Annotated in this window: 15 protein-coding genes; 10 read left to right on the forward strand and 5 right to left on the reverse strand. The window is 59.1% G+C overall.

From position 1 onward, the window contains the following. Positions 1 to 8 precede the first annotated feature (8 nt). From BLS48_RS22650 to BLS48_RS22660, 3 genes are all read right to left on the reverse strand, one after another. Positions 9 to 1049 carry a branched-chain amino acid ABC transporter permease gene (locus BLS48_RS22650; protein ID WP_167365198.1) on the reverse strand — a complete coding sequence of 347 codons (1041 nt, stop codon included), beginning with the start codon at positions 1047 to 1049 and terminating at the stop codon, positions 9 to 11. A 123-nt stretch (positions 1050 to 1172) separates the two neighbouring features. Then, complete coding sequence (locus BLS48_RS22655) at positions 1173 to 2417, reverse strand: branched-chain amino acid ABC transporter substrate-binding protein (RefSeq protein WP_091582373.1); 1245 nt, start codon at positions 2415 to 2417, stop codon at positions 1173 to 1175. A gap of 131 nt (positions 2418 to 2548) precedes the next feature. Beyond that, the gene (locus tag BLS48_RS22660) at positions 2549 to 2944 is read right to left on the reverse strand and encodes an antibiotic biosynthesis monooxygenase family protein (RefSeq protein WP_143019469.1); all 396 of its coding nucleotides are present in this window, start codon (positions 2942 to 2944) and stop codon (positions 2549 to 2551) included. A 160-nt stretch (positions 2945 to 3104) separates the two neighbouring features. Between BLS48_RS22660 and BLS48_RS22665 the strand changes: the two genes are divergently transcribed. The 3 genes from BLS48_RS22665 to BLS48_RS22675 all read left to right on the forward strand — a co-directional run bounded on the left by BLS48_RS22665 (position 3105) and on the right by BLS48_RS22675 (position 6108). After that, on the forward strand, positions 3105 to 3851 hold the full coding sequence (locus BLS48_RS22665) for a TetR/AcrR family transcriptional regulator (protein ID WP_091582378.1): 747 nt from the start codon (positions 3105 to 3107) through the stop codon (positions 3849 to 3851). 104 nt (positions 3852 to 3955) lie between these two features. Further along, complete coding sequence (locus BLS48_RS22670; RefSeq protein ID WP_091582379.1) at positions 3956 to 5386, forward strand: NAD-dependent succinate-semialdehyde dehydrogenase; 1431 nt, start codon at positions 3956 to 3958, stop codon at positions 5384 to 5386. Next, complete coding sequence (locus tag BLS48_RS22675) at positions 5383 to 6108, forward strand: aspartate/glutamate racemase family protein (RefSeq protein ID WP_091582382.1); 726 nt, start codon at positions 5383 to 5385, stop codon at positions 6106 to 6108. Before BLS48_RS22670 ends, BLS48_RS22675 begins: the two co-directional genes overlap by 4 nt. A 13-nt stretch (positions 6109 to 6121) precedes the next feature. Here the strand turns inward: BLS48_RS22675 and BLS48_RS22680 are convergent, their stop codons facing one another. After that, on the reverse strand, positions 6122 to 7024 hold the full coding sequence (locus tag BLS48_RS22680; protein ID WP_091582385.1) for a LysR family transcriptional regulator: 903 nt from the start codon (positions 7022 to 7024) through the stop codon (positions 6122 to 6124). Between the two features lie 113 nt (positions 7025 to 7137). Between BLS48_RS22680 and hglS the strand changes: the two genes are divergently transcribed. From hglS to BLS48_RS22715, 7 genes are all read left to right on the forward strand, one after another. Beyond that, the gene (hglS, locus tag BLS48_RS22685) at positions 7138 to 8535 is read left to right on the forward strand and encodes a 2-oxoadipate dioxygenase/decarboxylase HglS (protein ID WP_091582530.1); all 1398 of its coding nucleotides are present in this window, start codon (positions 7138 to 7140) and stop codon (positions 8533 to 8535) included. A gap of 2 nt (positions 8536 to 8537) precedes the next feature. Continuing rightward, the gene (locus BLS48_RS22690; RefSeq protein ID WP_091582387.1) at positions 8538 to 9959 is read left to right on the forward strand and encodes an FAD-binding oxidoreductase; all 1422 of its coding nucleotides are present in this window, start codon (positions 8538 to 8540) and stop codon (positions 9957 to 9959) included. 38 nt (positions 9960 to 9997) lie between these two features. Further along, entirely contained in the window at positions 9998 to 11512 is a 1515-nt protein-coding gene (gene amaB / locus BLS48_RS22695; protein ID WP_091582390.1) for an L-piperidine-6-carboxylate dehydrogenase, read from the forward strand. Positions 11513 to 11522: 10 nt separating this feature from the next. Then, positions 11523 to 12758, forward strand: a complete 1236-nt coding sequence (locus tag BLS48_RS22700) for a pyridoxal phosphate-dependent aminotransferase (RefSeq protein ID WP_091582393.1) — start codon at positions 11523 to 11525, stop codon at positions 12756 to 12758. Between the two features lie 350 nt (positions 12759 to 13108). Continuing rightward, the gene (locus BLS48_RS22705; RefSeq protein WP_244529782.1) at positions 13109 to 13897 is read left to right on the forward strand and encodes a dienelactone hydrolase family protein; all 789 of its coding nucleotides are present in this window, start codon (positions 13109 to 13111) and stop codon (positions 13895 to 13897) included. 36 nt (positions 13898 to 13933) lie between these two features. Further along, complete coding sequence (locus tag BLS48_RS22710; RefSeq protein WP_091582399.1) at positions 13934 to 14815, forward strand: PhzF family phenazine biosynthesis protein; 882 nt, start codon at positions 13934 to 13936, stop codon at positions 14813 to 14815. A gap of 915 nt (positions 14816 to 15730) precedes the next feature. Continuing rightward, a complete protein-coding gene (locus BLS48_RS22715; RefSeq protein WP_091582401.1) occupies positions 15731 to 16195 on the forward strand; it encodes a GNAT family N-acetyltransferase in 465 nt (154 codons plus the stop codon). A gap of 365 nt (positions 16196 to 16560) precedes the next feature. Here BLS48_RS22715 and BLS48_RS22720 read toward each other — a convergent pair whose 3' ends face one another. After that, on the reverse strand, positions 16561 to 17445 hold the full coding sequence (locus BLS48_RS22720) for a PhzF family phenazine biosynthesis protein (protein WP_091582404.1): 885 nt from the start codon (positions 17443 to 17445) through the stop codon (positions 16561 to 16563). Positions 17446 to 17450: the final 5 nt, after the last annotated feature.

A 17450-nucleotide genomic window follows, 5' to 3' on the forward strand; every position in this document is an offset into this window, starting at 1 on the left:
TTCGGTCCTTATGCGCGACGCGCGGGTGCTTCGCCGAACAGGCCCTGCGGCCTGCAGATCAGAACTGTTATGAGCAGCGCGAATGCGAACAGATCGCGCAACTGGTAGGGAGCGGGGATTCCCAAACCGTCTAGAATGAGAGTGGGGCCTATTCCCTCCGCGAGGCCGAGGATTATGCCTCCGGCCATTGCCCCCGGAATACTGCCAATGCCCCCGAGAACAGCTGCTCCGAATGCTTTGATGCCAGGCAGGAACCCCATCATGAAGTAGACCTGCTTGTAGATGAGGGCGTACAGCACGCCGCCTACTCCGGCGGTCAACCCGCCGAGCAGGAAGGTAAATGCGATCACCTTGTTGATATCGATACCCATCAGCACAGCAGCGCGCGGATCTTCCGCTGTGGCGCGCATGGCCGTGCCCATCCGCGTTCCGTTGACCACCAGATAAAGACCCGCCATCACCAGCGCGGCCGCGCAGAGGACCATGACCTCGACATTGGGGACTGAAAATGTCCCGATCCTCATGGACCCCTGCAGCCAACCTGGATCGGGATATGCCTTGACGCCCGAGCCGAACATGCCACGACACGTCTGCTGAAGCAGAAATGACATACCAATGCTGGTGATTAGCGGCGCGAAGCCGCCGCTGGCGCGCACCGGTCGATACGCGAAGCGCTCGACTAGCAAGGCAACCAATGCCGAAACCACCGCCCCAACAATCAGGATGATGGCCACCGCGACGGCCGGGCTGGTTTCAAACAGCTTGGTATGTTCCAGCCCCCTGGCGACAAAATAGGCTATGAACACGCCGACGGTCATGGTGTCTCCGTGAGCAAAGTTGATGAGCCGCAAGACGCCGTAGACCATGCTGTATCCGAGCGCGATCAACGCATAGACGCCCCCAAGCGTAAGGCCGAACGCCACAAGATCGAACCATTGCTCTGTTGAATATCTGTCGGCTCGGACAGTTCCGATTATCCCGGCGCAGACGATGAGTATCGCGCACAACAAAAGGCCACGACGCACGAACCACGCGAAATCCTTGCGCACGGCAGACCGCCTCTTTCGAATGAACGAAGACGCTGACACCAACAATGTCATGATGACTGTTCCTGCAAGAGCAAGGGCTGGCGCGAGCGATCGACGCCGGCGCCAGCCCACGGGATTTGGCGACTACGGATAGATTTTCTTCGGATTGTCGCCGATCTTGAAGGTGGTGGGGTCAGCGTTCACGTACTCGAATACACCCAGCTTAAACTGTGCGCATTCGCCGTCGGCATCGCATTTGATGCGTCCTGATATGCCGTCCGTATCGGTCGCAAAGATCGCGTCGCGCAAGGCCTGCCGACCGATGTAAGTCGTTCCCTCGTCGTCGGTTTTTGCGACCTGTTCAATCGCCTTGAAGGCGATTGCCGCCGCATCGTATGCCATCGCATGGTAACCTGAGACAGGCGCCTCGCCATAGGCGCTCTTATACTTCTCGACAAAGTCCGGATAACCCTTGCCCAACGCCTCCGGGGAAATGTCGGGATACGTGATTTTCATGCCAACGACCGCGTCTCCGGCAGCGGTGATGATGTCTCCGGTCATCAGGGAGCCGCCGCCGATCAGTTGCGTCGTCTCCAGACCCGTCGTCGTCTTCGCCTGGCGCGCAATCTGGCCGGCCGCAGCGACGAAGATAGGCATGTAGATGACATCCGGTTTCTCCGCGGCTATGCGCGTCAGCAGCGGATGCATATCGACATCGGTTGGCTGGATGGCCTCCTGCGAGAGAACGGTTCCGCCTAGGGCAGCATACGTCTTGACGAACTCCGCGACGAGTTGGGACGCGTAGGGGCTGCCGTCGTGAATTGTCACGACCTTCTTCGCCTTCAGCACGTTGAAGATGTAATTACCGTCACCTTTGCCTTGGTCCGCATCGCTGAACACCGTCCGCGCGAACCCATGAAAGCCGGCGTTGCGATCTGCAGCCGTAAGCGAAGGTGCCGTGCTCGAGGTGCCGATATCCACGATCCCGGCCTTCCAGAGTATTGGAGCGGCGGGCGTCGCCTCGCTCGAGCAGGACGGACCGATCACCACCACGGTGTTGGGATTCGAAGCAAGCTTCGTGGCGGCAATCTGACCACCTTCGGCGCTGCACTGGCTGTCCTGGGCGTCCAATACGATCGGGTGACCAACGAGGGTCTTTTTCCAGTCTTCGATCGCCAGCTCCACACCGCGCTTTTGATCGACGCCGAGCGCCGCATCGGATCCGGAGAGCACCCAATACCCGCCGATCTCGAGCGGCGCGCCTTTCGGAAGAACCAGAACTCCAAGCGGGTCAGTTACTGGGGGGACGGTTTCAGCGTGAACCTGCCCTGCCAGAACCAAGGATCCAATCGCCATGGCGGCGCCGGCAAAACTCAATTTATGTTTCATTGCGTTCTCCTCTTAACTTGCTGTTGTTGTTTACTTTATTTTTGGACCCCATCGGGATGGGACCGAAGTCGCGACGCGTGGTAGAGCCGCAAATGGTCGCGGCTCGATTGCCTGACAGGTAGGAAGCGGACCTACTCGGGGATCAGCCAGTCGTTCGCGCAGACTTCGACCAGAGTCACCCTTTCAGGCAGTTCCAGAAGGAACTCCGGGTCCTTCTCCAAATGACGGGTGCGTGTGAGGTCATCGCCAGACCACACGCGAATGGCATCGAGCGTTGGCCAGAACGATGTGACAGTGAACTCGCCCGCCTCCTCGGTGATTTTGCGAAACATCTGGACACCGAGATTGCCTTGCATGCGCTCGATCTTCAGCACGCCGAACTCATACAGATACTGCGTGTAGGCTTCGAAATCGGCTGGCCGGGTTCGACCGCGCCAAATGCGTGCGTAGATGCGCTTTGCTTCGCCTCCAGACGCATACAATTCGACTTTGTCCGCGGCGGATTTCTTCGTCAGGTCAACTTGCAATTCCACCTCCTGAGACGTCTTCCCGCTCGATGAGGGGGCTCGACGATATTTCAAATTCCCCATTGAAACGTTTGTATGATACAAATGTTTGATTTACTGTCAAGCAGAGATCAAACACGATGCAGACGACAGTCAGGATCGATTCGAAAGGCCTCTCGAAATGCCTCGAAAGTCAGGCGCCAAGGACCCCATCGTCGCCACTTCAGCTACAGGTGATGAAACCGACACACGAGAGAGAATTCTTCATGCGGCGAACCGACTTTTCGCCGAAAGAGGGTTTGACGGCGCAACATTGCGGGAGATCACCGAGGCCGCGCGCGCCAATCTCGCGGCGGTGAATTACTATTTCCGGTCGAAGGACGAGTTGATCCGCAGCACGCTGGAATCCGCATTGAAGCCGATCGTCGCAGCTCGCCTCGAGGCACTGAAGGCCTGCGAGCGGGCCTACCCCGACAGGTTGCCGCCGTTGGAAAGCCTTGCCGATGCCCTGGTCCGGCCCATGGCCGAACTCAGTTCAGGCGAGAACCGGGATCGCCTGCTGCTCTTGCTGCAAGTCAGGACGATAGCTCAGGCCGCCACCAACAGCGTCGTTGCGGACCACTTCCGTCCGTTGCACGAGCGCTTCATTGACGTGCTGCAGAAGGTGTTGCCAAACCTATCCCGCGCCGAACTGGCGCTGCGCTACGATTGTGCCCGCGGCGCGACCCTCCAGATTCTCGTTGATCTGGCACCAGCCGCGCAACTCGTCGTGTCGCCGGCTGAGCGCGCTACCACCATCGACCGCCATGAATGGCTGATTGCCGGGCTGGTGCAATTCGTAAGTGCCGGGCTGCGCGCTCCGCCCACGGTGCTGCGGCAGCCGACCACAAGGAAGAAGGCGCCAGGAGCCGCGACCAAACCCAGATAATCCCCACCCAAGGCGACGAGCGCTTCGCGCCGGAGAGACACTTGTCCAAACGATAGATTCATACTATCGTTTCAATCAGATGTTTCACTATTGGGTCGGCGCACATGAAATATCCCGAGATCAATCTGCTCGTGGGATCAAGAAGGATCGGCCAATTCGAGCGCGAATGCCGGCCGGTGCTGAATCCGGCAACCGAGGAACAAATCGGACTGCTTCCGATCGCCCGGGAGGCGGACCTCGAGGAAGCGATAGGCGCGGCCAAATCAGCCTTTCCGGCATGGCGAGACACCACGCCATGGCGGCGCGGAGCGACGCTTCATGAAGGGGCTCGGCAGGTCCGTCTCAATGCCGACGAGATCGCACGCGCCCTCGTCATGGAAAATGGCAAACCTCTCTCCGAAGCCATGGCGGAGGTTTCGGCCGCGGCCGACACGCTGGCGTGGTACGCCGAAGAAGCGCGGCGAATTTACGGCCGCGTCTTTATGGGCCGCGCACCGGAAAGCCGGTTCATGACGAGCCGCGAACCCTTGGGGGTCGTCGCGCTTTTCGCGCCCTGGAATTTCCCCGTCGTCACGCTTGTTCGAAAGTTGGCGCCCGCCCTGGCCGCGGGTTGCACCATAGTTGCCAAGCCCGCTGAGGAGACTCCCGCCGCCCCTTCGCTACTGGCCGGTAGCCTTTTGGCGGCGGGATTGCCGCCAGGCGTGCTGAACCTGATTTTTGGCGACCCATCGCAGATCTCGAAACACCTTATCCACTCGCCCGACGTTGCGAAAATCTCCTTCACCGGATCGACCGCGGTAGGACGTGCCTTGGCGAGCCTCGCCGGTGAAAACTTGAAACGGATGACGATGGAACTGGGCGGACATGGCCCCGCGATCATCTGCGGAGATGTCGACGCCATTCGCATCGCGGACATGGCGGCGGCCGCGAAGTTTCGAAATGCCGGCCAGGTCTGCAATGCAGCAAGCCGCTTCATTGTCGATCGACGAATATACGAACCTTTTGCCGCACGGTTTGCTGCCCGAGCTTCGGCGCTTAAAATCGACAACGGCTTTGATCCGGCTGTCGAGATGGGACCACTAACCAATCATCGGCGCGTCGAGGCAATGGCAATGCTGACCGAGGATGCCGTTGCCAGTGGCGGGAATTTGCTGGCCGGAGGAAAACGTCTGGACCGACCTGGCTTCTTCTTCACCCCCACCGTCATCACGGACGTTCACCCGACAGCCCGTGTCATGGTCGACGAACCGTTCGGCCCAATCGCGCCAATCGTTCCTTTTGACGATATCGACGAGGCCCTGGAATTGGCCAACTCGTCTTCCTACGGCTTAGCCGCCTATGCGATGACCAACCACCTCGGGACCGCGCGAAAGCTCACCCGCGAGATACAAGCTGGCGTGATAGGTCTGAATTCATTTTCGGTCGCCTTTCCCGAAGCGCCGTTCGGCGGCATCAAGAATAGCGGCTGGGGCCTGGAAGGCGGCAGCGAGGGCATCGACGCCTATCTCACTACGAAATTTGTGCATGAAGCATGACGCGCATCTATCTCAAGCGACGTCCCCAGTCATGGACGGGTGAGCTGATAGGAATCCTGACGCTGGAGACCTCGATACCCTATGTCGTCGGGAATGTGAGTAACGCCGGGACTTATGGCTTCCCAGTCCGCTACAAGGCAATCGGGGGCGCAAGCATCGACCGACTGCTGAACCAATCGGACAGTAGCTTGCTGCAGCCCGTTCTCGACGCGGCAAGGGAACTTGAGCGAGAAGGTGTCCGCGCCATAACCGGAGCCTGCGGCTTCATGGCCTTGTTCCAGCGCGAAGTCTCTGAGGCGCTGAGCATTCCGGTATGCCTGTCCAGCCTGCTGCAAGTGCCGCTTGTCCACACCACGACGCGGCGCCCGGTCGGAATAATAACCGCCAACAGTAAGCGCTTGAACAAGGCTCACCTCGAAGCGTGCGGGATAGCAGCAGACTTGCCAATCATCATACGAGGCATGCAAGACGAACCGGAATTCCGCAGCGCCGTGCTTGAAGAATCCGGATCGCTCGATTCCTCTGCCATAGAGGCGGAAGCGGTTTCGGTCGCGGCAACACTGATCGCCGATCATCCGGCGATCGGCGCGATAGTGCTGGAATGCAGCGACCTGCCGCCATATTCAAAAGCGATCCAGACAGCCACCGACCGGCCGGTTTTCGACTACAACACGATGATCGGCTGGATGGTGAACGGCATGTGCAGCCGATCGTATCCGTAGATGTCGCGCTGTATTACCCGTTCTTGGCACCTATCTCCGCGAGAAGCCATTCGATGAAGTCCCTGGCGAGGGCGTTTGTGGATTTGGCCTCGGGCACAACCACGTAATAACTGTTGTCGGTTTCCATTGGCGCGTCGAATACGACCATCAAGTCGCCTGAGGCCAACTCCCGCTCTATCAGGTAACGGGGCAACAGCGCGTAACCCATGCCGCCAATCGCGGCCTCGACGATCATCGAAAATTGGTCGAAGCGATGCCCCCTATACGCCCGGTCCGTAACCACGCCGACAGTCTCGAACCACTGCTGCCAAAGCTTGGGGCGGGTAGCTAAATGAAGAAGCGGCCTCGCAAGCAACGACGATGGCGTCAAATGGCCAACCTGTCCCATTAGCGCGCCGCCTGCTACCGGCACAATGAGCTCACTGCAAAGATAAGTGCATATCCCCCGAGCCCAAACCGGCTTGCCGTAGTGGATGGCGAGGTCGAAGTCTTCTTCCTCGAATTCGAATGTGGCGGAGCGTGAGCCCACATTCAGGACAGTCCCCGCATGCAGGGTCAAGAATTTGGCGAGACGCGGGCTGAGCCAACGGCTGCCGAACGTGGGCAAGGTAGCGACGCTGAGGCTCAGCCTGGCGTCAGCGGCCGACATGGTGCGCAACACTATGTCTTCGGTCTGCTGCAAGAGTCTTCGCGCCTGTGGCAGCAAACGTCGCCCGTCCTGGGAAAGCACTACCCGTTGACGAATGCGCTCGAATAGCTGTGCACCCAGGCGGCTCTCGAGATCCTTTATTTGCCGGCTGACCGCGCTCTGGGTGAGACTAAGCTCCGCAGCCGCGCGTGTGAAGCTGCCATGCCGCGCCGCGCACTCGAATGCCTGGACAGCGACCATATCTAGAATCAGTTTCCTACCTAACATTGTGCTTACCTTGCATCAACATAGTCAAAATCAGCGCAATCTATCGAGGTTAAACGGCGATATCACTCTGTTTGCGAATGATCTCTCATTTTGCCTACAGAGGGAAGAACACTTTGCAACGCAATGTTTTCGCCACATCCAACGACATTCGCTCGGCGTTTTCCACCGCGATGTCGGAGATGTATCGCCTGGAGGTTCCGGCGTACGGCACGCTGATGTCTCTGGTCGCCGATGTAAACCGGCAGGCGCTTGTCGAAGGACCAGGCTTTCTCGCAACGCTAGACGCGGCCGAAAGTCTGGACCGGATATCTCAGGAGCGTCACGGAGCCATCCGACTGGGAACCCCCCGCGAGCTTGCCATGGCGCGGCGCGTGTTCGCAATCATGGGCATGTTTCCCGTTGGTTACTACGATCTGAGTGAGGCGGGCATTCCTGTCCACTCTACTGCTTTCCGGCCAGTCAGCGACCTAGCGCTTGCGATCAACCCGTTCAGGATATTCACCTCGCTCCTGCGGCTTGACCTCATCGAGGATGAAGAGCTTCGCCAGGAGGCGGACAGACTGGTCTCGACCCGTGACATCTTCTCCAGCGTGGTGATGTCGCTGGTCGAGAAGGCGGAGAGCCAAGGAGGCCTTGAGTCCGGGGACGTGGCCATATTCGTTTCGGAAGTACTCGACACCTTTCGTTGGCATAGCGAAGCCAGTGTGGACCGCGAGCTCTATCGCCGGCTGCATGATGCCCATCGCCTGATCGCTGATGTCGTCTCCTTCAAAGGGCCGCATATCAATCACCTGACGCCGAGAACGCTCGATATCGATGCGGTTCATGGACGAATGGTCGAACACGGCATGATACCTAAGGCGGTAGTCGAGGGACCGCCGCGACGAAATTGCCCCATTCTGCTTCGGCAGACCTCATTCAAGGCTATCGAGGAATCGGTGTCCTTCCGCGACGCTTCAGGCAAAGTGCATCACGGATCGCACACGGCTCGCTTCGGCGAGATCGAGCAACGGGGGATCGCCCTCACTCCAAAGGGGCGCGCGCTCTACGACCGACTCCTGACGCAGGCCCGGCTCAAGGTGCGGCCGCGCACGGATGGATCAAACGCGCAAGCATACCGCGAGGCGCTGGAAACATCCTTCCAGGCTTTCCCCGACAACTGGGACGCGATCAGAAAGGCCCGGCTCGGTTATTTTTTCTACTCGCTGAGTGGCAACACCGCACCACGTGGCGTGGCGCAGGGCAATATCGATGCGCTGATTGAATCGGGCGTAATCCACTGTGAGCCGATCATCTATCAGGATTTCCTGCCCATCAGCGCTGCCGGCATTTTCCAGTCCAACCTCGGCGACGCTGACACACAACAGTTTGTCGCCAGTCCGCACCAAAAGGTTTTTGAAAAGGCCTTGGGTGCAAGAATCCTGAATGAGTTCGATCATTACGCCGGTATCGAGATGGCCTCGCTCGAACACTGCCTGCGACTACTCGAGCGCAAGGCTTCGGTGGCCTGACCATGATCGCTAGCAGCCACATAGCGCAGCTTCGTGCCTTGCTGGACGACAACGGACTTTTGACCGAACCGGGCGATATGGTGCCTTATCAGACGGGTGCAAGGCACGATGAAGGCCGCGCGGCTTTCGTCGCCAGGCCGAGTTCCACGATCGCAGTTTCCCGTCTCCTCGCCTATTGCTGCCGAAACGAGATCGCTCTCGTGCCGCAAGGGGGGAATACTGGCCTTGTCGGCGGATCTATCCCCGATATGACCGGCGCGCAGGGCGTCCTCAGCCTCGACCGCTTGCGCAAGATATTTGAGCCAGACATCTTCAACCGCTCCGTAAGAGTGGATGCCGGCCTGAGGCTCTCCGAGATCAATGCCCGGCTTGCGCCGCACAGGCTGTTCTTCCCTATCGACCTTGGCGCTGACCCTACTGCTGGAGGGATGGTCTCTACCAACACCGGCGGCGCGCGTTTCATACGGTTCGGTGACGTGAGACGAAACGTCCTCGGCCTTAAAGTCGTGCTTGCGGATGATGAAGGCACCATACTGAACCTCGGGACTGGGCTGCGAAAAGACAACACAGGACCGGACTGGAAGCATCTGTTCATCGGCACGTCAGGGGCATTCGGCGTAGTTACCGAATGCGAGCTCAACCTAGAGAGGCTGCTAAATCAATCGGCGACCGCCTATCTGGTGCCAAGGTCTGACAGCCATGTAATGGCCTTGCTTGCGGCCTTGGAGGAGCATCTCGGATCGCAGCTGAGTGCGTTCGAGGGCATGTCAGGTTCGGCAATCCGCCATGCGCTCGCTCATTCGCCTGCGCTGAAGAATCCTTTCCCGGGCGGGCAGGTGCCATCGTTTGTCATCCTGGTCGAAGTGTCCCGGTCGTGGACGCGTCGTAGCACAGAGGAGCCACTGGAAGCGCTCCTCGAGACGGCTCTGGAAGAAATCTGGCGAGACCCAGCGGAGCCGCTGATCGACGCATTTGTCGGGCCGCCGCGAGAGATGTGGGGGCTGCGCCACGCCCTGTCTGAAGGTGTGAAAGCCGCTGGTCATCTCGTGGCTTTTGACCTTGCTTTCCGTCGGGGTGACTCGATGCGCTTTCGGACGCAAATGGAAAGCAGATTGTCGACGTGTTTCCCGACCGTGGAGATTTGCGACTTCGGCCATATCGGCGATGGGGGCATTCATTTCAACCTTGTCATCGCCGAGAACCCTGGGGAGGCTGTCGAAGGCTCGTTGATCGAGTCATTGCGCCACGAGGTGAACTCCGTCGCCGTCGAAATGTTTGGCGGGAGCTTCAGCGCCGAACATGCGCTGGGTCGCCGCAATCAACATCTCTATGACCGTTATACCCCTCTCAAGCTCAGACGATTTGCAGCGGCTCTCAAGCAGGTGACGTCCGCGTCGGAGCTCGGAGCTGTAAGGGTGAGCTGACACGCATCCGATCATTTCAAAAACAGAAGGAGTGAGACATGAATGTCCGAAACGAAGCATCGGGGCTGCTGGCGAAACTGGGCGTCGCCAAGGAGGCGCTTGTCGGTGGCGACCTCATCGTGCGCAGCCCGGTGACGGGCGAGCAGATCGCCGCGCTGAAGACCATCTCGCCGGCCGACGCGGCCAAGACCATCGATGCCGCGCACAAGGCGTTCCAGTCCTGGCGGCTGGTGCCGGGCCCGCGGCGCGGCGAGCTGGTACGGCTGCTCGGCGAGGAGCTGCGCGCGCATAAGGCCGAGCTTGGCCGGCTGGTGTCGATCGAGGTCGGCAAGATCCCGTCCGAGGGCCTCGGCGAAGTGCAGGAGATGATCGACATCTGCGATTTCGCCGTCGGTCTTTCCCGGCAATTGTACGGCCTGACCATCGCCACCGAGCGTCCGGGACACCGCATGATGGAAACCTGGCATCCGCTGGGCGTCGTCGGTGTCATTTCCGCCTTCAACTTCCCGGTCGCGGTATGGTCGTGGAACGCGGCGCTGGCGCTGGTCTGCGGCGACGCGGTGGTGTGGAAGCCGTCGGAGAAGACGCCGCTGACCGCACTTGCCTGCGAGGCGATTTTCAAGCGCGCCGTCAAGCGTTTCGGCACGGATGCGCCGCAGGGGCTGGCGCCGGTGCTGATCGGCGATCGCGCCGTCGGCGAAATCCTGGTCGATCACCCCAAGGTGCCGCTGGTATCGGCCACCGGCTCGACCCGCATGGGCCGCGATGTCGGCCCACGCCTGGCCAAGCGCTTTGCCCGTGCCGTGCTGGAACTCGGCGGCAACAATGCCGGCATCGTCTGCCCGACCGCCGATCTCGACATGGCGCTGCGCGCCATCGCCTTCGGCGCCATGGGCACAGCCGGCCAGCGCTGCACCACGCTGCGGCGCCTGTTCGTGCATGACAGCGTCTATGATACCCTGGTTCCGCGTCTCAAGAAGGCCTACGAAAGCGTCTCGGTTGGCAATCCGCTGGAGACGTCCTCTCTGGTCGGGCCGCTGATCGACAAGGCCGCCTTCGACGCCATGCAGAAGGCGCTGAAGGAAGCCACCGCCCATGGCGGCAAGGTGACCGGCGGCAAGCGGGTCGAGAATGGCCATCCCGATGCCTATTATGTGCATCCGGCGCTGGTCGAAATGCCGAAGCAGGTGGCTCCGGTGACGGAAGAGACCTTCGCACCGATCCTCTATGTGATGAAATATTCGGATTTCGACGCCGTGCTCGATGAGCACAATGCGGTCGGAGCCGGCCTGTCGTCGTCGATCTTCACCCGCGACCTGCAGGAATCCGAGCGCTTCCTCGGCGTCGACGGTTCGGATTGCGGCATCGCCAACGTCAACATCGGCACGTCGGGAGCCGAAATCGGCGGCGCCTTCGGCGGCGAAAAGGAAACCGGCGGCGGCCGCGAGAGCGGCTCAGATGCATGGAAGGCTTATATGCGCCGCGCCACCAACACGGTGAACTATTCCAAGGCGCTGCCGCTCGCCCAGGGCGTCTCTTTCGATATCGACTGAGAGAAAAGCAATGACCGCGGTGCCAGTGATGGACAAGGTGAACTTTAGGTCGGCCTCCCGAATATCGGCGATCGGTGTGTCGCAGATCCTGAGGATCAGCGCCCGAGCCCAGGCCATGAAGCGGGAGGGCATTCCGGTAATAGTCCTGGGCGCGGGCGAGCCGGATTTCGATACACCGGACCACGTAAAGAAGGCGGCCTGCGATGCGGTCCACGCCGGCGACACGAAATACACAGCCCTCGACGGAACACCCGAGCTGAAACAGGCGATCCGAGAAAAATTCCGTCGCGAGAACGGAATTGACTACGCCACCGACGAAATTACGGTAGCGACCGGCGGCAAGCAGATCCTGTTCAACGCCATGATGGCGACATTGAATGACGGGGATGAGGTGATCATCCCTACCCCCGCGTGGACATCTTACCGAGACATCGTCGCCATCGGCGGGGGCAGTGCGATTTGTGTTTCGTGCAGCGCGAAAAACGGGTTCAAATTAGGCGCGAGGCAGCTCGCCGATGCGATCACGTCCAAAACGCAGTGGGTGATCCTCAATTCGCCTTCCAATCCCTCTGGCGCAGCCTATAGCGAAGACGAATATCGAACCCTGATAGAGGTGCTGCTGCGGCATCCCCACGTCAACCTGCTGGTGGACGATATTTACGAACACATCGTCTATGACGATTTTCGCTTCGTCACACCGGTTGGGCTCGAACCACAGCTGAAAGAGAGAACACTGACGGTCAACGGTGTCTCGAAAGCCTACGCGATGACCGGCTGGCGAATTGGCTATGCCGGCGGGTCCCGCGAGTTGATAAAAGCAATGGCGGTGGTGCAGAGCCAGTCGACCTCCTGCCCGTCATCTGTCAGCCAGGCGGCGGCGGGCGCGGCATTGTCGGGCCCGCAAGGATTTTTGGCGGAACGCACATTGAGCTTTCGTCGCCGACGCGATCTTGTCGTTGCCGAATTGAACGCCATTCCCGGAGTGCGTTGCCGGATGCCGGAAGGCGCATTCTATGCCTTCTCGAGTTGCCAAGGTCTGATCGGGAAAATGACACCTGGCGGCCAGCGGATCGATTCAGATAGCGACCTGTGCGACTATCTGCTAGAACATGCGCATGTGGCGGTGGTCCCCGGCGTGGCGTTCGGGCTGTCGCCATTTTTCCGCATCTCATATGCCACCTCCGAGGCAGAACTGCGGGAAGCCCTGCGGCGGATTACGGTTGCCTGCGCGCGACTCCACAGTTGAGGTTCGACCGGTAGGGTGACGAAGTGTGGGCCTTCGCTGGCAGTCAATGGCCTTTCACCTGCTGGCGCGCCTGTCTCGGCCAAACGGCAGATTTTTGTCACTTGCGGCGCGCGAAATCAAATCACTGGCACGTGAAATACTTTCAGTTGCCGGCGACAGGAAATGTAGCCACCTTTTGACACTACATCCCTTTCCTCGGGCTCGATCGCATCGAGTCATCCGCCCCGGCCCTCCTTTCGCGCGAGGGAGCGCTGGAACAAGTTGGAAGACATTCTTTCGAATCGAACATCTGATTTACAGCGATTGTGTCACCTCGTATGCCGCACCGAGATTTGAACCGAGATGACGATTTGGCTGACTTCAAGCGTCGTGAGGTCCGAGCGCTCGGCCAGCCAAAGACAGTGTATGTCAGCGGTAGTGGACCCGCTGTCGTCATTATGGCGGAGATGCCGGGAATAAGTCCTCACGTCGCCCGTTTCGCGCGATGGGTGCGGGATGCGGGGTTTACCGTGTACATGCCTTCTCTGTTCGGCCGCGATGGTGCCGTGCAGAGCGCCGACGAGGGCGCCGCAGTTTTTCGGCGAACATGCATAAGCACGGACTTCAGGGCTCTCGGAGGTGGTCTTGCCAGCCCGGTAACGGAGTGGCTGCGAGCTTTGGCAAGAATTGCACTGGATGAGTGCGGCGGTGTCGGAGTGGGCGCGATCGGAATGTGCTTTACCGGCAATTTTGCCCTGAGCATGATGCTCGACGAAGCAACGATCGCATCGGTACTATGTCAGCCCTCATTGCCGCTCGACAATCCGGCAGGAATTGAAATTTCCGCAGAGGAGATATCAACGATCCGCAAGCGCCTGGACAGAGAAAATCTGGACGTGCTGGCTTATCGTTTCGAGGGTGATCGTTTTTGCAGGGCCGAGCGGTTTGCGACGTACCGCCAGGCGCTTGGCAACCATTTCGTCGAACGAGTTCTACCTGACAGCGCGGCAAAACAGGATGTGCCGCCGTTTTTTGAGAAGCACGTGCGCTCTCCTCACAGCGTTGTCACCGTGCACCTAATCGACGAGCAGGGTCAGCCGACTATAGCCGCCCGGGATGAAATTATCGCATTTCTCAGGGGCAGGCTGACGAAGAAATAGAATGCCAAATCATACGACACAGATGGGGAAGACAAATTGCAAGAGTATGAGTTTATCACTGTCGACGTCTTCACCGATCGTCGTTTCGGGGGCAATCAGCTCGCGGTCTTTCCCGACGCGTCGGGACTTTCCACTCAACAGATGCAGCAGCTTGCCGCCGAATTCAATCTGAGCGAGACGACGTTCGTCTTTCCCCCTGACAATCCCGAAAACACAGCCAAGGTCCGTATCTTCAATCGAACGGACGAGATGCCGTTTGCAGGACATCCTACAATCGGGACCGCATTTGTCGTTGGCGCAAAGGAAAGCTCTGACACCCTCCGCCTCGAACAGAAGGCAGGGCTGGTTGAAGTACGCCTCGACAGGGATCTCAACCGATCCATCCAACGCGCCAGTCTTGATGCGCCCCAGCCACTAAGTACGGGTATGGAAATAAGTGTCCAATCGGTGGCTGATGCCATCGGAATTCCCTCAACCGGAATTATCACCTCCACCCACCTTCCTATCACGGCCTCGGTCGGTGTCGAGTTCGTCATTGTCGAGGTTGAACGCCAAGCCCTCGCTACGGCTGCCCCGGACTTGCCCGCATTCCGACGCGCCGCCGCAGCTCATCCCTCAAGCGGCACACGCTTTTCCGTCCTCTTTTACTCTCGTGACGGCAACAAGGTCCGATCCCGTATGTTCGCGCCAATAAGCGGAACGTGGGAAGATCCTGCCACTGGCAGCGCAAACGCCGCGATGGTTGCTCTGGTTCTTTCGCGAACTGGGCAAGACAGCCTTGCCCTGGAAGTAAGCCAAGGCATCGAGATGGGAAGGCCCAGCCTGATAATGGTTGAAGCCCGCAAGACACCTGACGGCATCCGGTCCAGAGCCAGCGGCCAATGCGTCGAGGTTCTGTCAGGCACCGCCAAGGTCTAAGGGCAACGTCGCCGTCAAGCGCCCCCAAAATCACGTTTGGCGTAGTCCCTTGAAAGCATCCCTTTCGCCCTGCGGCCGAAACACGCATCGGTCACCGCCAAACGACTCCCAATGCGTAGCTGGCGGCTGCGAAGATGGTGACTGCGCCCGAACCGTACCGATCGGCAAGCATGCCTGCGAGTACCGGCCCAACGAGTTGGCCAACACCGAGCGAGGTCGCGGCTAGGCTGAAAACGCGGGCGTAGGCGGCATTGCTGATCCGCTGTCTTACGCAGGCGGTGATGATCGCGGGCGTAGCAGCCAAGCCCTACGAAGAAGGAGGCCAGCAGTGGATAGAGCGCGCCTTCAAATCCAACCAACCAAGCCCCAACAGCTCCACAGAACAGGGCGACGTTTAGAGCGGACATCCTTATGCTAGGCGTCGAAAGCAACACCGCTGTCAGGGGGCACCCAATAGTCGTTGCTACGCCCAGCACAATCCAACTGGCCGACATGACGGTCATTGGAACACCGCTCGACGCAAGCCGCGCGCCGGCAACGTCGAATAGGCGATGTAGGCGATCCCGAACATGCGTCAATCCTTCGGGCTTCCTCTGTTCGAAGACTGGGTTGAGCGCGGGACCGCATCCCGACATTCAGTCCTCAGGCCGAACGTTCCCCTCATCCAAAGATCAGTCGCGTTCATCCCCATATCGCCACATGTTTTTCGGTCATCGTGGGGTGCGATTCCCCACATGAGCGGCCCTCAGCAAAAGACGAAAGGAACTTGCTTGAAAAACTCTCCATTGGATCCCGATACTCCATCAGCATCCGGGGATCATGCAGCGTATCAGCTTCTGGAACCGACAAACCGCGTACGGGAAAATACGATGAGTGAGGCAATAAAAGAACACTCGAGCGACTTGAGGAGCATCCATGCCCTCTGAGCAGACCATCAGATTGCGACCGGCCGAACCGGGAGACGTGGCACCGATCACAGACGTGGTCTGCATGGCTTATGCGAAATGGATCCCGATCATCGGAAGAAAACCGCGGCCGATGACCGTCGACTACGAGAAGGCCGTCCAGGAACACGACTTCGACCTCGCCCATTTGGATTCAAGATTGATAGGGTTGATCGAGACGATCCTGCACGATGATCATCTTTGGATTGAAAACATTGCTGTAAGGCCAGAAGACCAAGGCCGAGGAGTTGGCCAGGAGTTACTGCGTCATGCCGAAAAGAAGGCTTTGTCGGCTGGGCTTCGAGAAATCCGATTGCTCACGAATGCCGCCTTCGAAACCAATTTGAACCTCTATGGAAAGATCGGATATGTGACCGACAGACGTGAACCATTCATGGGCGGAATCACCGTCTACATGAGAAAGCAGATCGGCTAACCCTCGACCGGTCCATCTTCTTTTAGATGTGTCTGCCCTTCACGGCGGAATGTCTTCTTGCCGTAGTCGTTCAGCGGTGCGCCCTTGGGTGGCGTCTCCATGACTGAGGGATTCCATGCCCGGCAACTGGGCGGTCCGCTCGACAATCGTTTGCGAGGTCAGATTTCCAGCAACGCGATAGAGGATACACACGTCCGAAAACCCGGAAGAACCTGGCGCGAAGGCGGACAAACTCAAGTCCAAAACCCAATCTCTCTAGTTGCCCCAGAATCCTCCGTAGGTGATTCAGGGGATCACTCAGGCGGAACTTCGTGAACTGCATGTGTTACCCGCTGCACAGGCTGTGGGTTATGACGCTATCCTGCTTAGTTTGATGGGACAGCGAGGGAGCCCTCGCCCAGGATCACTGTCAGACCGCCGACCCGCATATTTGAAGTTTGGCCGGCTCGCACATCCACAGATGCTTCGATGACGCTTGGCCGCCCCATTTTTACGCCTTGGTCTATCGTGATTGCCAGTCTTCCATCCCCGGCAACGACACGCTTTGCCAGCGAACCGACCAGGGCAACAGCGGCCGCGCCGGTGGCTGGATCCTCATCGACCCCGAGAGCTGGCGCGAACATCCGCGCATAGAGACGCTCGGACGTAGGCTTGCCTGCAAATAAAAGGAAGTTTGGCGCCCACAGGTCCTTTCGTTTCGCGTTCCAGGCATTGCGGTCAAGGACAGCCCGATCAACGGCTTCGCGCCCGGCAAGCTGGACAACACAGAATGGGACACCTGCGCTTGCGAACCAGGCTGCGGCAATATCCGCTTCAGCCAATGTGAGCAAATCTGCCACGAGTGCATTCGTAGGTGTAAAACCAGGAGAATCGATAGGACGATCGATCTGGAACCGGGCCGCTATGCGGTCGCCGCGCAACTCTACATCGACCCGAATGTCGCCGATCGCCTCTTCAAGAACGAACTGGCCTGCGCCCAGCCCCCGCTGACCGAGTACTGCAGCAGTGCCGACTGTCGGATGCCCGGCAAATGGCAACTCAGCCTGGGGGGTGAATATCCTGATTTTGGCGGCGTTGACCTTGTCCCTTGCGGGTAACACAAAAGTCGTCTCCGAAAGATTCATCTGCTTAGCAATGGATTGCATTGCCAGATCCGACAATCCCCTCGCGTCCGTAAAGACCGCAAGTTGGTTTCCGCCGAAATGGGTCTCCGCAAAAACATTCGCGATCACGAAATGGAATGATTGCATGCCGC

The sequence above is a fragment of the Mesorhizobium qingshengii genome, from assembly GCF_900103325.1.
Classification (GTDB): domain Bacteria; phylum Pseudomonadota; class Alphaproteobacteria; order Rhizobiales; family Rhizobiaceae; genus Mesorhizobium; species Mesorhizobium qingshengii.

What these genes read in the sequence shown, in the direction of transcription:
- BLS48_RS22665 (WP_091582378.1), top strand. Translation starts at nt 3,105, where the DNA reads ATGCCTCGAAAGTCAGGCGCCAAGGACCCCATCGTCGCCACTTCAGCT.
- BLS48_RS22690 (WP_091582387.1), top strand. Translation starts at nt 8,538, where the DNA reads ATGATCGCTAGCAGCCACATAGCGCAGCTTCGTGCCTTGCTGGACGAC.
- BLS48_RS22680 (WP_091582385.1), bottom strand. Translation starts at nt 7,024, where the DNA reads ATGTTAGGTAGGAAACTGATTCTAGATATGGTCGCTGTCCAGGCATTC.
- BLS48_RS22655 (WP_091582373.1), bottom strand. Translation starts at nt 2,417, where the DNA reads ATGAAACATAAATTGAGTTTTGCCGGCGCCGCCATGGCGATTGGATCC.
- BLS48_RS22675 (WP_091582382.1), top strand. Translation starts at nt 5,383, where the DNA reads ATGACGCGCATCTATCTCAAGCGACGTCCCCAGTCATGGACGGGTGAG.
- BLS48_RS22700 (WP_091582393.1), top strand. Translation starts at nt 11,523, where the DNA reads ATGACCGCGGTGCCAGTGATGGACAAGGTGAACTTTAGGTCGGCCTCC.
- amaB (WP_091582390.1), top strand. Translation starts at nt 9,998, where the DNA reads ATGAATGTCCGAAACGAAGCATCGGGGCTGCTGGCGAAACTGGGCGTC.
- BLS48_RS22670 (WP_091582379.1), top strand. Translation starts at nt 3,956, where the DNA reads ATGAAATATCCCGAGATCAATCTGCTCGTGGGATCAAGAAGGATCGGC.
- BLS48_RS22720 (WP_091582404.1), bottom strand. Translation starts at nt 17,445, where the DNA reads ATGCAATCATTCCATTTCGTGATCGCGAATGTTTTTGCGGAGACCCAT.
- BLS48_RS22715 (WP_091582401.1), top strand. Translation starts at nt 15,731, where the DNA reads ATGCCCTCTGAGCAGACCATCAGATTGCGACCGGCCGAACCGGGAGAC.